This is a genomic window from Streptomyces sp. NPDC048462, from assembly GCF_043200175.1.
GTDB lineage: Bacteria > Actinomycetota > Actinomycetes > Streptomycetales > Streptomycetaceae > Streptomyces.
On sequence record NZ_JBICXG010000022.1, the window covers coordinates 95,895 to 111,280 of the forward strand.

A 15,386-nucleotide genomic window follows, 5' to 3' on the forward strand; every position below is an offset into this window, starting at 1 on the left:
TCACCGCCGCCACCACTTGGAGGTGAACGCGTCGTCACCGGGAACACCTGCCCGCTTTTCGCGGCCTGAAGAGGGCTCAGCGCAGCCGCTGGCTGATCACCTTGGAGACGCCGTCGCCCTGCATCGAGACGCCGTAGAGCGCGTCGGCGACTTCCATCGTGCGCTTCTGGTGCGTGATCACGATGAGCTGGGAGCTCTCCTGGAGTTCCACCATGATCCGGATCAGCCGCTGGAGGTTGGTGTCGTCGAGCGCTGCCTCGACCTCGTCCATCACATAGAACGGGCTCGGCCTGGCCTTGAAGATCGAGACGAGCAACGCCACTGCCGTCAGCGACCGTTCACCGCCGGACAGCAGCGACAGCCGCTTCACCTTCTTCCCCGGCGGGCGCGCCTCGACGTCCACACCGGTCGTGAGCATGTTGTCCGGATCGGTCAGGATGAGCCGGCCCTCACCGCCCGGGAAGAGACGCGAGAAGACGCCCTCGAACTCGCGGGCGGTGTCCCGGTAGGCCTCGGTGAAGACCTGCTCGACGCGCTCGTCGACCTCCTTGATGACCTGCATCAGATCGGCCCGGGTCTTCTTCAGGTCCTCCAACTGCTCGGAGAGGAACTTGTGCCGCTCCTCCAGCGCGGAGAACTCCTCGAGGGCGAGCGGATTCACCTTCCCGAGTTGCTGGTACGCCCGTTCGGCCGACTTCAGCCGCTTCTCCTGCTCGGCCCTGACGAACGGCTTCGGCTGGTTGCGCGGATGCTCCGGGTCCTCGGGCAGTTCCTCGCCCTCCGCGGCCGGGGACGGTGGCACGAGCTGGTCGGGCCCGTACTCGGCGGCCAGCCCGGCCGGCTCCACGCCCAGCTCCTCCAGGGCCTTCGCCTCCAGCTGCTCTATCCGCAGCCGCTTCTCGGCCCCGAGCACCTCGCCCCGATGGACCGAGTCGGTCAGCTTGTCCAGCTCGTCCTTGAGCGCCCGGCCCCGCACGCGCTCCGCCGCCAGCTCCCGTTCCCGCTCGGCCTTGGAGGCCTCCGCGGCGACCCGCTCCTGCTCCGCCCGTACGACGGACACCTCGACGTGGGCCAGCAGCTGACGGGCGCCGGACGCCACGGCGGAGGCCACCTCGGCCTCATGGCGCAGCCGCGCCCTGCGCTGCTCGACGCGGGCCCGCGCCTCCCGCTCCGCACGGGCGCCCCGGTCCAGGGAGTCGGCGCGGCCGGCCAGCGCCTTGACGCGTTCCTCGTGAGTACGGACCTGGAGGCGGGCCTCCATCTCGGTCTGGCGGGCGTTGGCACCGTCGGCGGCGAGCCGGTCGCGGACCGCGCTGTCCGGCTCCTCGTCCCCGCCGTCCTGCGCGGCCTCCTCGGCGACGAGCAGCCGCTCGGCGAGCTCCTCCGCGTCCTGGGTCGCGCGCTCCAGCGCCTCCTGCGCCCGGGCGGCGGAGGCGGCCATCCGGTCGGCCTCACCGGCCGCGCCCCGTGCCTGGCCGGCCAGCCGACCGAGCTGCTGGGCCACCCCGGACTTCTCCCGCTCGGCGGCCCGGCGCCGCTCCCCCAGCTCCTCGACGAGCGCCGAGACGGTGGAGCGCCGCTGGGCGGCGAGCTGCTGCGCCTCGGCGAGCTCCGTGCACCGCACCGCCAGGTCGGCCAGCTCGGCGGCTGCCTCGTCCACGGACGCCTGGACTTCGAGGAGGCTGGGCGCACCGGCGGAACCGCCGTGCGCGAAGTGCGCCGAGAGCACGTCCCCCTCGCCGGTCACCGCCGTCAGCTCCGGGCGGGCGGCGACCAGGTCCTCGGCGTCCTCCAGCGTTCCGACGACCACCATGTCCCGCACCAGCCTGCGCACCGCGGCCACCAGTTCGACGGGACCGGTGACGAGGTCGGCGACAGCGGGGTTCCGCAGGCCGTCGGGGACGGGCGCGGCGGGCCGGCCGGCCGGAGCCGTTCCGGTTCCGGCCGCGCCCCGCAGCACCGGAAGCCGCTCCGCCCCCTGGCCCGGGACGTGAACGGTCTCGCCCCGGGGCGCGGGGTCCGCCTCGCCCCGGAGCGCGGCATCCGTCTCGCCCCGGGGCGCGGGATCCGTCTCGCCCTGGGCGAAAACCGCGGCCGCGTGGTCCGCCTCCCCACGGGGGAAAGCTGCGGGCGCGGGGTCCGCCTCCGTGCTCTGCCCGGGTACGTGAGCGCCTGCCCCGCCGCCGCCCAGCAGCAGCGCGGCCCGGCCCGCGTCCAGTTTCCGCAGCAGCCGGATCGCCTCGGCCGCCGTGGCCGGGTCCGTCACCGCCACCGCGTCCGCCGCCGCGCCCAGTGCGGCGGCCACCGCGACCTCGTGGCCCGGGGCCACCGTGAGCAGTTCCGCGGCCGGTCCGAGCAGGCCGGTCAGCCGGTCCCGGGCACCGAGCAGCACCCCCGTACCGTCCTTGCGGCGCAGCCCGAGGGCCAGCGCGTCATGGCGGGCCGCGACGGCGGCGCGCTTGCGTTCGGCGGCGGTGGCGGCCTCCCGGGCGGCGGAGAGCGAGGCCTCCGCCTCCTTCAGCTCGCTCCGGGCGGCCTCGTGCCGCTCACCGAGCTCGGCGTCGCCGGCGTCCAGGCCGTCGACCTCCGCCTTGAGCTGCTCGTACTCCTCCTGAGCGGCGACCGCCCGCTCCCGCGCCTCGTCGCGCGAGGCGGCCAGCCGGTCGATCTCCGACTGTGCCGAACCGGCCCGGCTGCGGGCCGCGTTGACCTGGCCGCTGAGCCGGGCGAGTCCTTCGCGGCGGTCCGCCAGGGCGCGGGCGGCGTCCTTGAGGCGGCGCTCCTCGGCCGCCAACTCCCTCTCCAGCTCGGACCGGTGGGATGCGGTGTCCTCCAGCGCGTGTTCGGCGGCCTCCAGCGCGGCGGTCAGCTCGGCCTCCTGCTCGCGGATCCGGGCGGCCTCGCGCTCCATGTCCTCCGGGTCGCGGCCGCGCCGCTCCTCCTCCGGCGGGGCGGTGGCGCTCTTCACCCGGGCGTCGGCCAGCGAGATCGTGCCGCGCACCCGTTCGGCCAGCTGCGACAGCTCGTACCAGGTCTGCTGGGCGCGCTGGAGCCTCGGCGTGAGCCGACGTACCTCGTCCTCGAGTTCGGCCTCACGCCCCAGCGCCGCCTTGAGCTCCGCCTCGGCCGTCTCCCGCCGCTGTTTCAGGGCCGCCTCGTCGGCGATCTCGCCGCGCAGCGCGGTGTGCAGCCGGACCAGGTCGTCCGCGAGCAACCGCAGCCGGGCGTCGCGCAGATCGGCCTGGATGACGGCGGCGCGGCGGGCGACCGCCGCCTGCCGGCCGAGCGGCTTCAGCTGTCGCCGCAGTTCGTCGGTGAGGTCCTGGACCCTGGCCAGGTTCGCCCCCATCGCGTCCAGCTTCCGCAGCGCCTTCTCCTTGCGCTTGCGGTGCTTCAGTACGCCCGCGGCCTCCTCGATGAACGCCCGGCGCCCCATCGGATCGGCGTGGAGCACTGAGTCCAGCTGGCCCTGGCCGACGATGACATGCATCTCGCGGCCGATGCCGGAGTCCGAGAGGAGTTCCTGGATGTCCAGCAGCCGGCAGGTGTCGCCATTGATCTGGTACTCGCTGCCGCCATTACGGAACATGATCCGAGTGATCGTCACTTCGGCGTACTCGATGGGCAGCGCGCCGTCGGAGTTGTCGATGGTCAGTGACACCTCCGCCCTGCCGAGCGGGGGCCGCCCGGTGGTACCGGCGAAGATCACGTCCTCCATCTTGCCGCCACGCAGGGATTTGGCACCCTGCTCCCCCATGACCCAGGAAAGCGCGTCCACCACATTGGACTTGCCCGACCCATTGGGACCGACCACGCAGGTGATCCCGGGTTCGAACCGCAGGGTCGTGGCGGAGGCGAACGATTTGAAACCACGCAGGGTCAGGGCCTTGAGGTGCACGCCGCCGGACTCTACCTTTCGCTCTCGGTTTCGCTGATGAAGGTGCAGGGCACATCAGACGGTAAGGGAAGGGGTGTACGTCCGGGGCGGGACGGGCGCGGTTCGGAGGGGAAAAGAAAGAAGGGACGCCGAAGCGTCCCCGGTAAATCTTGTGCATTGTTAAGTCGACGGATCCGGGCGTCTCCGTGGAGACGCGCGTGCCGGATCAATGACATGCAGATGAAGACGCAGATCAAACGCGTTCGATGAGCAAGCGATGATCAGGCGCAATCGATCTTCAATGATCCGGTGACGATCCGGCGAGAAATCCGTGCGGCTGACGCGTGCAGCCCGACCGGCCCTGGGGCCATGGGGTCAGGTCAGCGCCGGCTCCGCCTGAGGTACGTCGATGTCGATGCTGTCGAGCAGCGACTCTTGGTGCTGAGCGGCGGCGTTGAGCGCGTCGTTCTCGTCCTGAATCCGTACGATCTCGGATTCAAGATCCTGGACGCGCTGCTGGAGCCGTCGCATCTCGGCGAGGAGTCGCGGGTCGGAACCGCCGACGTAACCGAGAAGCGCCTTTGCCATGAGGATGGTCCTCCACACTGAGTGACCGACCGATGCGGTGTGGGTCGTGAGGGAATCGCACCCGCGGTGCTCGGCAGTGCTCTGTGTTCACTGCTGTTCTGCTGCCAAACAGCTCTGCCGAACAGCTAAGGTGCGCGGGGTTTTCAGCGTCTCACCAAAAAGTTTGACGGTCAACACGATCACACCCCGTATAGAAGGGCGTCCCGGGGGCGCGCGGCCTGGCGATCATGCGGCGCGACTCTCCTGCGGGGCCCTCAGGGGCACGGAGATCATCCTTCTCGCCGCAGCCTCGCACGGCAACCGATCCTTGGCAACCACCGGGTCATTCCGCAGGTCATTTCATGTGTACGGACAACGACGGCCCTCGCCGTCACCCCGCGCGGCACCTCGAACACAGCCCGAACACGGGACTTCTTCCGCGCCCCCGCGAGCACCGGATCAACGGATCGCGAACCCCTCGTATCCGCCCCTCGGGGTGTCCCAGATCTCAGTGACTCCGTCAACGCGGCCGGGTGTGTCGTCCGAACGCAGCCAATCCAGCAGACGGTGGCAATTCTCACGCCGTCCCTCGGCCACCACCTGCACCCTGCCGTCGTCGAGATTGAGGGCGAATCCGGTGAGGTCTCCGATCTCCAGAGCGTTTGCCCTGGTGAACCAGCGAAACCCTACTTGCTGTACTCGGCCGCGTACCCAGGCGGTGAGCCGTACATCTTCGTTCATGCCCGAACGCTAACTGCCCAATTGCACTCGGAGCACTTCTCGGCGAAAGCCCATGGCGTACAGTCCCCTCGCAAAAGCTTCACTCGATCGGGTGAGCCATGGTGGCGTCGAAAACGGCGTCCAGGTCGTCAGAAGGGCACAGCAGATGGGACGCCATCGACGCTCCGCCGCAGCTCCCACCGCTGAAGCAACCGCGGAACGGGACGCGGGCCAGAGCCGGGGAGAGCGCCGCAGGAAGCGGTCGGGTCTGCCGGTGCGTACAGGACTGCTCGGTGTCTCGGCGGCCATGGCCGTCGGGGCCGTCGCCGTCGCCTCCGGTCTGGTGCCCGGTGGGGACAACTACCTGAGCGGCGGTTCGGCCGCCGACCAGGTCCGCTCCCAGGGCGCCCCGGACCTGCTGACCCAGGGCGGCTCCACGACCCCGCCGGCCGACCGGGGAACCGTCTCCGACACGGCCAGCCGGGGCACCGGCCGCGCCGACGGTCCGACTAAGTCGAGCCCCTCCGCGGACGGCAAGCCCTCCTCCTCCCCTTCCAGTCCGTCCGGACCCGCGAAGGAAGCCGGGAAGAAGGCAGCGGAGAAGACCGAGGCCGCGAAGACGGAGCCGTCCCGGAAGGCCTCCGCCTCCAAGGCCCCGGCGGCCCGCGCCACGAAGAGCGCCACCGCGCCCGCGAGCCCCTCCAAGTCGGCTCCGGCCCCCTCGACCTCCGCACCGGCCGCCCCCCGGACCACGGCTCCGCCGGCCGGTACCTCGGCCCAGGCCGCCGTGCTCTCCCTGGTCAACCAGGAGCGCGCCAAGGTGGGCTGCAGCCCGGTCACGGCGAGCGGTCCGCTGACCTCGCTGGCCCAGGACTTCAGCGACGACATGGCGGCCCGCGGCTTCTTCGACCACACCGACCCCGACGGCAAGACCCCCTGGGACCGTGCCGCCAAGGCCGGCGTGGACGGGCTCGGCGGCGAGAACATCGCCCGCGGCCAGGCCGACGCGCAAGCCGTGATGGCTGCCTGGATGGACAGCGACGGCCACCGCGCGAACATTCTCAACTGCGACTACAAGACGCTCGGCGTGGGTGTCCACTTCGGCGCCGGCGGTCCCTGGTGGACCCAGGACTTCGGCTTCTGAGGTCTGCCCGCCCGGACACCCGCCCGCATCACCACCCGCACCGACCTCGTACGCCCCACCCGCTCACCCATGGATTGCGCGATCCCATGGAGAGCGCTGTGCGGGCGTACGCTGGTTTCCATGGACGAGAACGGCGGCAGCGGGACGGACGACTGTCCGGGCGACGAGTGGCTTTTCGACGTGTTCTCCAAACGGTGCCCCTCACGCGCCACGCTGGAGCACGCCACCGGCCGCTGGGGAAGCCTGACGCTCGGCGCGCTGTACGAGGGCAGCCTCCGCTTCAACGCGCTGCGCCGCCGGGTCGACGGGGTCAGCGAGAAGATGCTCTCCCAGACGCTGCACGCGCTGGAGCGGGACGGGCTGGTGCACCGCGAGGCGCAGCCGACCAACCCGCCCCGTGTCGACTACGAGCTCACGCCTCTCGGGCGGCAGGTCGCCGAGCGGCTGCTCGCGCTGATCGGCCTCGTCGAGAACCGGATGTCCGAGGTCATGACGGCCCGCGAACGTTACGACGAGACCCACGCGGCCCAGGCGTCCAGGTAGGACTGGCCTCGCCCGACGGCTTCTGCCGTGCCGGGCCGGGTTCTCAGCCGGCGGCGCGCGGCGGGCGCTGGCAGCGGGGGCAGAAGTAACTGGACCGGTTCATCCAGGCGCGGCGCCTCATCGGCGTACCGCAGCGGTGGCACGGCTCGTCCTCGCGCCCGTAGGCGTCGAGCGACCGGTCGAAATAGCCCGACTCGCCGTTCACGTTGACGTAGAGGCTGTCGAAGCTGGTGCCGCCCTGTTCCAGTGCCGCGTTCATCACATCGCGGACGTGACCGAGCAGCTCGGCCGACTTGGGGCGGGTCAGGGTCGCGGTCGGCCGGTCGTAGTGCAGCTTCGCGCGCCACAGCGCCTCGTCCGCGTAGATGTTGCCGACACCGCTGATCAGCGACTGGTCGAGCAGGGCGCGCTTGACCGTGGTGCGGCGCAGTCGCAGCGCGGTGTGGAACGCGGCGTCGTCGAACTCCGGGTCCAGCGGATCGCGGGCGATGTGCGCGATGGTGTCGGGCACGCCCTCGGGGTTGTTGTCGTGGAGCGAGAGGCCGCCGAAGGTCCGCTGGTCGACGAAGCGGAGTTCGGTGCCGATCGAGTCGTCGAACCGGATCCTGATCCGCAGGTGCTTCTCGTCGGCGGCGTCCTGCGGCTGCACGAGCAGCTGACCGCTCATGCCGAGGTGGCCGAGGAGCGAGCCGGCCGTGTCGTCCAGCGGCACCCACAGGTACTTGCCCCGGCGCATCGCCGGCCCGAACCGGGTGCCGCCGAGCCGGGCGGCGAAGTCCACGCCCCCCGCGAGATGGCGGCGGACCGCACGCGGGTGCAGTACCTCGACCTCACCGACCGTGCGCCCGGTCACCCAGCGCTGGAGACCGCGCCGTACGACTTCGACCTCGGGCAGCTCGGGCACGGTGTCGCTCCTGTATCTGGAAAGGATCCGGATCTGACGTCCGGACAGAGAGAACCCCCCGGTGCACAGGGCACCGAGGGGTCTCGGGTCAGGCCGGAGCGACGTCCGTGGACGGCGGCGGGTCGGCAGGGGTGTCGGCGGCCCCTCCGTCGGCGGCGGCCTTGTCGGCCACAGCTTCCCGCGCCTCCGCGGCGGCGCTGATCTCGCGCCAGGCGGATTCCGCCGCCTGTTGCTCCGCTTCCTTCTTGCTACGGCCGGTGCCGGTGCCGTACGAGACACCACCGACGCGAGCGGCAGCAGTAAAGGTCTTCTCGTGGTCCGGGCCGGTCTCCGTGACGAGGTACTCGGGCACGCCGAGGCTCTCGCTCGCGGTGAGCTCCTGGAGACTGGTCTTCCAGTCCAGGCCGGCGCCGAGGTTGGAGGACCTGTCGATCAGCGGGTCGAAGAGCCGGTGAACCAGCTCCGAGGCCGCGCCGAGGCCCTGATCGAGATAGACCGCGCCGAGCACCGCTTCAAGGGTGTCGGCGAGGATGGACGCCTTGTCCCGGCCACCCGTGCCCTCTTCACCGCGGCCGAGCCGGATGAAGGAGCCGAGTTCGAGGCCGCGGCCCACTTCCGCAAGCGCACGCGAGTTGACCACCGCGGCCCGCAATTTGGCCAGCTGGCCTTCAGGCAGGTCGGGGTGAGTGCGGTACAGCGTGTCCGTGACCACCAGGCCGAGCACCGAGTCCCCGAGGAACTCCAGCCGCTCGTTGGTGGGCAGACCGCCGTTCTCGTACGCGTACGAACGGTGGGTCAGCGCACGCACCAGAAGGGCGGACTCGAGGTGGTACCCGAGCCGCCCTTCCAGAAGCGTGTGGGACGAGGCTGTGTTGACGTTGTCTGCCTGCTTCTTGGCGTGGGACAACTCAGACATCGGGCCTCTCACCAGCCGCTCAGACCTCGAGGACCTGGCGCTTGTTGTACGTGCCGCAGCTGGGGCACGCGATGTGCTGCAGCTTCGGCTCCTGGCAACGCTCGCACGAAACCAGGGTGGGGACCGCAGCCTTCCACTGCGACCGGCGGTGGCGCGTGTTGCTGCGCGACATCTTCCGCTTCGGAACAGCCACGGCTACTTCTCCTGCTTCTCGTCGACGCCAGGTTCGGCGCCGCCCATGTTGTCCTTCTCGCCGTCCTGAACGGTCTCGGCGAGTCCTTGCAATGCCGCCCAACGGATGTCGAGGGCTTCGTGGTGGTGACCGGGGTTCTCGTCCAGCCTGACTCCGCATTCGGAGCACAGACCGGCGCAGGTCTCCCGGCACACCGGCTGCATCGGCAGTGCGAGCACCACCGCATCACGCAGCACTGACTCGAGGTCGAACAAGCCGTCCTCGAGGAAGAACCTGTCCTCGTCGTCCTCGGCGTCGTCGACCGGGTCCGCCGTCTTGCTGCGGTTCCGGTCATCGGCGTCAGGGTACGAGAACATCTCCTGGAAGTCCGCCTCGACCTCAAGGCTCAGCGGCTCCAGACACCTTACGCACTCCCCCTCGGCCGATGCACGGGCGGTGCCTGTGACAAGCACACCTTCCATGACCGATTCGAGGCGGACCTCCAGCTCCACGGGTGCGCCTTCCGGCACACCGACGACTCCGTCGATACCGAAGTCCTTGGGGGCGTCCACCGGGCGGGTCAGCCGCTTCATGGCACCCGGACGCCGACCCAGCTCGTGCGTATCGAACACGAGAGGGTTTCGGTGGTCGAGGTGGCCGTTCAGGGCTTTTCCTGCTTTCGAATCATGCGCATCACGCGTGGTGGGGAAGGGCCGACCGGCTCCGGAGTCGAAGCGGGCAGCCTGGATCGCGGACATACGCGCGACCGAAGAACCAGGATACTTGACGCGCCGCCCAGCTCCCAATCCGGCCTTCACCCCGCACGACCCGGCGTCCGATCCGGCGCCGGATCAAGGGCCCCCGCCGGTCAGCGCTCCTGTTCGTACCGGCGGAGCTGGTCCAGGTCGATCATGCTGGTGTCGAACAGGCTGGTCTCGTCCAGAGCGCCCTCACCGTGCTGCTGGAGGGGCTGCTGCTGCGCCTGGGCGGGCTGCTGCTGCTGCTGCCAGGAGGTGTCGTAGCCCTGGGCGGGCAACGGGACCTGGTTCTGGTCGTAGCCCTGCTGCTGGTACCCAGCGTAGGGGTCCGGCTGCTGCTGGTAGCCGTACACGTCCTGCTGGGGCTGGTCCTGGTACGCGTAGGTCTGCGCGTACTGGGGCTCCGGCTGCACGGGGTACTGGGACTCCGGCTGCACCGGGTACTGCGGATCGCCCTGCTCCGGGTACTGCGGATCGGCCTGCCGGGGCACCTGCTGCGGCTGCGGGGTGGCGATCTCGGCCAGTCCCGCCCAGTGGTCCTCGTCGCTGGTGTGGCCCTGGCCGCCCGCGGCGTCCTGGGCGGCCATGTGCGCGCCGAGGTCGTCGGTGGCGACCCGGCCGTGCAGCTTCTGCCGGCCCCGGCCCACCGCCTCCAGGGTCTTGGCGAGCACCGCCTCGAAGGCGCCGAGCTTGGTGTCCACGTACTCGTCGGCCCGGCGCTGGAGCGTGGCCGGGTCGGTACTGCGCTCGGGGGCCTCGGCGAAGTCCGGGTCCTCGTAGCCCTGCTCGTCGAAGCCCTGGCCCCGGCCGAGGAGCTTCTCGCGGCCGCGGTCGACGGAGCCGATGGTCTTGGTGAGGACGACCTCGAAGTTGGCGAGCTTGCTGTCGACGTACTCGTCGGCCTCGGCGCGGATCTCGTCGGCGTCCTTGCGGGCCTCACCGAGGATCCGGTCGGCCTCGGCCTGGGAGCGCCGGGCGATCTCGGTGTCCGAGACCAGCGAGCCGCGCTCGGCGTGGGCGGTCTCGATGATCCGGCCCGCCTCCTGCCGGGCCTGCTGGACCAGCTGCTCGTGGCCGCCGATCAGCTCGGCGGCCTGTGCGAGCGAGCCGGGCAGGGCCTCGCGCACCTCTTCGAGCATCGCGAGCAGGTCGGCGCGGTTGACCACGCAGGACGCCGACATGGGCATCGACCGGGCGCTCCCGACCGCTTCGACGATCTCGTCGAGCTTCTTCTGCACGTCCACCGTGTGCTCGCCACTCTCTACTGCCGATTGGAGACGGACGGAACGACTGTAAGGCCAGTCGGCTCCCGCCCGACACCTGGTGACGGACTGTCAGCGCCTCACTGCTGAGCGAGGCGTTCGGTCAGGGCCTCCCGGACCAGCGGGGGCAGCAAGTGCGAGACGTCTCCGCCCCAGGTCGCCACCTCCTTGACCAGGGAGGACGACAGGAAACTGTAGGTCGGGTTGGTCGGCACGAAGAGCGTTTCGACGCCCGAGAGCCCGTTGTTCATCTGGGCCATCTGGAGCTCGTAGTCGAAGTCGCTGACGGCCCGCAGACCCTTCACGATCGCCGGGATGTCGCGCTGCTTGCAGAAGTCGACCAGCAGTCCGTGGAAGGACTCGACCTGCACGTTGCCGAAGTCCGCGGTGACCCGGCGGATCATGTCGATCCGCTCGTCGACCGTGAACAGACCCTTCTTGGACTGGTTGATCATCACCGCGACATGTACGACGTCGTACAGCTTCGAGGCGCGGCCGATGATGTCGAGATGTCCATTGGTGATGGGGTCGAACGACCCCGGGCAGACGGCGCGGCGCAACTTGATTCCCTCGCTCTCCGGTCCGGTCATCGTGCGTCTTCGCACGTAGCGGCGGCGCGACCGTACCAAAGCGTTCCCTCGCCGTAGCGACGGGCCCGCAGTGGCTCGAATCCCTTGGGCCAGCTGAATTCTCCGCCTCTGGTGCTGCGCTCCACGGTGACGAGCGCATCGCCGGAGAGCCACCCCTGGGAACGGAGTGTGACCAGTATCTCGCCAAGATCGTCGTCGGTGACGGCGTACGGAGGATCCAGGAAGATCACGTCGTACGGCTGCGCCGGCGCCGGTCCTGTCACGATCTGCTCGGCTTTGCCCGCCCGGACCTCGGCGCCGGGCAGGCCCAGGGTGCGGACGTTGTCCCGGACGGTGCGGACCGCCTTGGCGTCGGCCTCGACGAGCAGGGCGTGGGCCGCTCCCCGGGAGAGCGCTTCGAGGCCGACCGCGCCGGAGCCCGCGTAGAGATCGGCGATCCGGATGCCGTCGAGGGTGCCGAGGAGCGCCTGCCAGGTGGAGAACAGGCCCTCGCGCGCGCGGTCGGAGGTGGGGCGGGTGCCGGTACCGGGCGGGACGGCCAGGCGGCGTCCGCCGGCCGAGCCGGCGATCACGCGGGTCATGGGTGTCTGATCCTCGGGTCGGGGCGGCGCGCAGGGTGCTGCGGGCGCCGTGCCACCCACGATATGGCGTCGGCGCGGCCGGGGCTCCCCGGGGCGGACACCCCCGTCCTCACCCCTTGTCGAGGTACTCCTCGCGGTCCTTGTCGAGCAGCGCGTCGAGTACGAGGCGCAGCTCGGGCAGGTGTTCCAGCTCCGGGTCGGCGGCGACGACCTCGACGGCCTCCGCGCGGGCGGCGGCGATGACCTCCTCGTCGTCGATGACACTGAGGACCCGCAGCGAGGAGCGGACGCCGGACTGGGCCTGGCCGAGGACGTCGCCCTCGCGGCGCTCCTCCAGGTCGATCCGGGACAGTTCGAAGCCGTCGAGGGTGGCGGCGACGGCGGCGAGCCGGCCGCGGGCGGGGCTCGCCTCGTGGGCCTCGCTGACCAGCAGGCAGAGCCCGGGGGCGGAGCCCCGGCCGACCCGGCCGCGGAGCTGGTGGAGCTGGGAGACGCCGAACCGGTCGGCGTCCATGATCACCATCGCGGTGGCGTTGGGGACGTTGACCCCGACCTCGATGACCGTCGTGGCCACCAGGACGTCGGCCTGGCCGGCGGCGAAGCGGCGCATCACGTCGTCCTTCTCGTCGGGGTGCATCCTGCCGTGCAGCACCTCGACGCGCAGACCGGTCAGCGGGCCCTTGGCGAGCTGCTCCGCGATCTCCAGCACGGCCAGCGGCGGGCGCTTCTCCCCATCCTCCTCGGCCGCCTTCTTCCCCTTCTTCGCGGCCGCCTCGTCCTCGTCGTCACCGATCCGGGGGCAGACCACGTACGCCTGGTGCCCGTTCTCCACCTCTTCGCGGACCCGTTCCCAGGCGCGGCTGAGGAAGTGCGGCTTGTCCTTGGCGGGGACGACGTGGCTGGCGATCGGGGAACGGCCGGCCGGCAGCTGGTCCAGGACGGAGGTCTCCAGGTCTCCGAAGACGGTCATGGCGACCGTACGGGGAATGGGGGTGGCGGTCATGACGAGCAGGTGCGGCGGCTGCTTTCCCTTGGATCGAAGGGCGTCGCGCTGCTCGACCCCGAAGCGGTGCTGCTCGTCGACGACGACCAGCCCCAGCTCGTGGAACTTGACCTTGTCCTCGATCAGCGCGTGGGTGCCGATGACGATCCCGGCCTCGCCCGTGACCAGGTCCAGGAGTGCCTGGCGGCGGGCGGGCATGCCCATGGAGCCGGTGAGCAGGACCACCTTGGTGCCCAGCTCGGCGCCGCCCAGCATTCCGCCCTCGGCGAGTTCGCCCATCATCTCGGTGATGGACCGGTGGTGCTGCTGGGCGAGGACTTCGGTGGGCGCGAGCATGGCGGCCTGTCCGCCGGCGTCCACGGTGGTGAGCATGGCGCGCAGCGCGACCATCGTCTTTCCCGATCCGACCTCGCCCTGGAGCAGCCGGTGCATCGGGTGCTCGGTCGCCAGGTCGTCGAAGATCTCCCTGGAGACCTTGAGCTGGCCGTCGGTGAGGGTGAAGGGCAGCTTGGCGTCGAAGGCGTCGAGGAGTCCGCCGGGCACCGGGCGGCGGGCGACGGCCGGCAACTGGGTGTCCGCGTACCTGCGGCGGGCCAGGGCGACCTGGAGGACGAAGGCCTCGTCCCATTTGAGCCGGTCCCTGGCCGCCGCGACGTCGGCCTTGGTCTGCGGGCGGTGGATCTTCAGCAGCGCCTCGGGCAGCGCGGTGAAGCCCCGGCCCTCGCGCAGTGCGGGCGGCAGCGGGTCGACGGCCTCCTGGGCGCTGGGCAGCACCGCGTCGACCGCTTTGGCGATCCGCCAGGAGTCGAGCTGCTTGCAGGCCGGGTAGATCGGGAGCAGCTTGCCGGCGAAGGCGTCCACGGCCTCACTCGCCCCGGCCTCGTCGGTGAGCTCGGCGTCCAGGAGCTGGTAGGTGGGGTGGGCCAGCTGCATCTTGCGGTTGAAGACGGAGACCTTGCCGGCGAACATGGCGCGCCGGCCAGGCAGCAGCTCCTTGTGCGGCTTGTGGACGCCGTGGCCGAAGAAGACCAGCTGGAGCCGTCCGTGGCCGTCGGTGAGGGTGACTTCGAGGCGCTTGCCTCGGCCGCCGTTGAACGCCATCACGCGTGCGTCCGAGACCTGGGCGACGACCGTCACGTGCTCGTCCAGCGGGAGGTCGGTCAGCGCCGTGAGGCGGCCGCGCTCCTCGTACCGCCGCGGGTAGTGGTGCAGCAGATCACCGACCGTGTGCAGGTCGAGGTGTTCGGCCATCACCTTCGCGGTGGCGCCGCCGAGCAGCTTCTTGAGGGGTTCGTCGAACGCAGACACGCGATCCATTGCACACCACGCCACTGACAGTTGTCCGAGGGGCACCACCGGAGCCCGGGAATCTCGTGGCCGGAATGGTGCCCGCGACCCTGGGATCGGCTCCCACGCTTCTCGTTCGCGATCGCCTCGCCAGGGGTCGCCCGACCCGCGCTGTCGCAAGTCCCCCCGCCGGCGCTGCGACGATGACATCTGAGACCTCAGCGAATTCCGCGTCCACCGAGTCCGCCGCCGTCCAGGAACCGCACACCTTCCAGGTGGATCTGCGCGGACTGGTCGACCTCCTCTCCCATCACCTCTACTCCTCGCCCCGCGTCTGTCTGCGCGAACTGCTGCAGAACGCCGTGGACGCCGTCACCGCCAGGCGCGCCGGGCAGCCGGACGCGCCCGCCCTGGTGCGGCTGTACGCCGAGGACGGCCGGCTGCGCGTCGAGGACAGCGGCATCGGTCTGACCGAGACGGATGTGCACAGCCTGCTCGCCACGATCGGCCGCAGCTCCAAGCGTGAGGGGGCGGCGGGGCTCGCCTCGGCGCGTGCGGACTTCCTCGGCCAGTTCGGGATCGGGCTGCTGGCCTGCTTCGTCGTCGCGGCGGAGATCCGGGTGGTGAGCCGCTCCGCGCGGACGCCCGGTGCCCCGCCGGTCGAGTGGTGCGCCCGTGACGACGGTTCGTACACCGTCCGTACGCTCCCCGCCAGTGCGCGCCCCGAGCCCGGCACCACCGTGTATCTGACGGCGCGCCGGGGCAGCGCCCAGTGGCTCGCCGAGGAGCGGGTCCTCGCGCTGGCCCGGGACTTCGGTTCGCTGCTGCCCTACGACGTACGGGTCGGCGAGGCGGCCGTCACCGATCTGCCGGCGCCGTGGGACCGGTCGTACCCGAGTCCGGCGGGCCGGCGGGTGGCGCTGGCCCGCCACTGCCACGAGCTGTTCGGCTTCACCCCGCTGGACACGATCGATCTCGATCTGCCGCTCGCCGGGATCCGCGGGGTGGCCCATGTCCTGCCGTCCGCGGTCAGTCCGGCGCAGCGCTCGGGTCCGACACTGC

At 70.9% G+C, this 15,386-nt stretch carries 13 protein-coding genes and 1 pseudogene; 3 read left to right on the top strand and 11 right to left on the bottom strand.

Going from position 1 to position 15,386, the window contains the following annotated elements; all coding sequences use genetic code 11:
- Nucleotides 1-76: 76 nt before the first annotated feature.
- The 3 genes from ACGFU6_RS29635 to ACGFU6_RS29645 form a co-directional block, all read right to left on the bottom strand.
- Nucleotides 77-3,898: an AAA family ATPase gene (locus tag ACGFU6_RS29635; RefSeq protein WP_393615340.1), complete on the bottom strand. Its 3,822-nt coding sequence runs from the start codon at nt 3,896-3,898 to the stop codon at nt 77-79.
- A 354-nt stretch (nt 3,899-4,252) separates the two neighbouring features.
- Nucleotides 4,253-4,465 carry a hypothetical protein gene (locus ACGFU6_RS29640; RefSeq protein WP_024494492.1) on the bottom strand — a complete coding sequence of 71 codons (213 nt, stop codon included), beginning with the start codon at nt 4,463-4,465 and terminating at the stop codon, nt 4,253-4,255.
- A 438-nt stretch (nt 4,466-4,903) separates the two neighbouring features.
- A complete protein-coding gene (locus ACGFU6_RS29645; protein ID WP_073739083.1) occupies nt 4,904-5,185 on the bottom strand; it encodes an acylphosphatase in 282 nt (93 codons plus the stop codon).
- Nucleotides 5,186-5,330: 145 nt separating this feature from the next.
- Between ACGFU6_RS29645 and ACGFU6_RS29650 the strand changes: the two genes are divergently transcribed.
- Together ACGFU6_RS29650 and ACGFU6_RS29655 are read left to right on the top strand one after the other, a co-directional pair.
- Nucleotides 5,331-6,308: a CAP domain-containing protein gene (locus tag ACGFU6_RS29650; RefSeq protein ID WP_393615342.1), complete on the top strand. Its 978-nt coding sequence runs from the start codon at nt 5,331-5,333 to the stop codon at nt 6,306-6,308.
- Nucleotides 6,309-6,428: 120 nt separating this feature from the next.
- Complete coding sequence (locus ACGFU6_RS29655; protein WP_393615344.1) at nt 6,429-6,851, top strand: winged helix-turn-helix transcriptional regulator; 423 nt, start codon at nt 6,429-6,431, stop codon at nt 6,849-6,851.
- 43 nt (nt 6,852-6,894) lie between these two features.
- On the opposite strand, the gene mutM is transcribed toward ACGFU6_RS29655, so the two are convergent.
- The 8 genes from mutM to recG all read right to left on the bottom strand — a co-directional run bounded on the left by mutM (nt 6,895) and on the right by recG (nt 14,354).
- Entirely contained in the window at nt 6,895-7,755 is an 861-nt protein-coding gene (gene mutM / locus ACGFU6_RS29660; RefSeq protein WP_393615346.1) for a bifunctional DNA-formamidopyrimidine glycosylase/DNA-(apurinic or apyrimidinic site) lyase, read from the bottom strand.
- An 88-nt stretch (nt 7,756-7,843) separates the two neighbouring features.
- The gene (gene rnc / locus ACGFU6_RS29665; protein WP_123523300.1) at nt 7,844-8,671 is read right to left on the bottom strand and encodes a ribonuclease III; all 828 of its coding nucleotides are present in this window, start codon (nt 8,669-8,671) and stop codon (nt 7,844-7,846) included.
- 19 nt (nt 8,672-8,690) lie between these two features.
- Nucleotides 8,691-8,864: a 50S ribosomal protein L32 gene (rpmF, locus tag ACGFU6_RS29670; RefSeq protein ID WP_003965982.1), complete on the bottom strand. Its 174-nt coding sequence runs from the start codon at nt 8,862-8,864 to the stop codon at nt 8,691-8,693.
- A 2-nt stretch (nt 8,865-8,866) separates the two neighbouring features.
- Nucleotides 8,867-9,475, bottom strand: a complete 609-nt coding sequence (locus ACGFU6_RS29675) for a YceD family protein (protein WP_393615387.1) — start codon at nt 9,473-9,475, stop codon at nt 8,867-8,869.
- Between the two features lie 236 nt (nt 9,476-9,711).
- The gene (locus tag ACGFU6_RS29680; RefSeq protein WP_393615347.1) at nt 9,712-10,845 is read right to left on the bottom strand and encodes a cell division initiation protein; all 1,134 of its coding nucleotides are present in this window, start codon (nt 10,843-10,845) and stop codon (nt 9,712-9,714) included.
- A gap of 98 nt (nt 10,846-10,943) precedes the next feature.
- Nucleotides 10,944-11,423 carry a pantetheine-phosphate adenylyltransferase gene (coaD, locus tag ACGFU6_RS29685; protein ID WP_393615389.1) on the bottom strand — a complete coding sequence of 160 codons (480 nt, stop codon included), beginning with the start codon at nt 11,421-11,423 and terminating at the stop codon, nt 10,944-10,946.
- Between the two features lie 26 nt (nt 11,424-11,449).
- On the bottom strand, nt 11,450-12,034 hold the full coding sequence (gene rsmD, locus ACGFU6_RS29690; protein WP_393615349.1) for a 16S rRNA (guanine(966)-N(2))-methyltransferase RsmD: 585 nt from the start codon (nt 12,032-12,034) through the stop codon (nt 11,450-11,452).
- Nucleotides 12,035-12,143: 109 nt separating this feature from the next.
- Nucleotides 12,144-14,354 (bottom strand): ATP-dependent DNA helicase RecG, encoded by a 2,211-nt coding sequence (recG, locus tag ACGFU6_RS29695; protein ID WP_393615350.1) that lies wholly within the window; start codon nt 14,352-14,354, stop codon nt 12,144-12,146.
- Between the two features lie 173 nt (nt 14,355-14,527).
- Here recG and ACGFU6_RS29700 point away from each other — a divergent pair.
- A pseudogene (locus tag ACGFU6_RS29700) lies at nt 14,528-15,376 on the top strand (ATP-binding protein); the annotation flags it as partial.
- Between the last annotated feature and the right edge of the window lie 10 nt (nt 15,377-15,386).

Coding starts and splice junctions, on each gene's coding strand:
- rnc (WP_123523300.1), bottom strand. CDS start 8,671: ATGTCTGAGTTGTCCCACGCCAAGAAGCAGGCAGACAACGTCAACACA.
- ACGFU6_RS29645 (WP_073739083.1), bottom strand. CDS start 5,185: ATGAACGAAGATGTACGGCTCACCGCCTGGGTACGCGGCCGAGTACAG.
- ACGFU6_RS29650 (WP_393615342.1), top strand. CDS start 5,331: ATGGGACGCCATCGACGCTCCGCCGCAGCTCCCACCGCTGAAGCAACC.
- recG (WP_393615350.1), bottom strand. CDS start 14,354: ATGGATCGCGTGTCTGCGTTCGACGAACCCCTCAAGAAGCTGCTCGGC.
- rsmD (WP_393615349.1), bottom strand. CDS start 12,034: ATGACCCGCGTGATCGCCGGCTCGGCCGGCGGACGCCGCCTGGCCGTC.
- ACGFU6_RS29640 (WP_024494492.1), bottom strand. CDS start 4,465: ATGGCAAAGGCGCTTCTCGGTTACGTCGGCGGTTCCGACCCGCGACTC.
- ACGFU6_RS29655 (WP_393615344.1), top strand. CDS start 6,429: ATGGACGAGAACGGCGGCAGCGGGACGGACGACTGTCCGGGCGACGAG.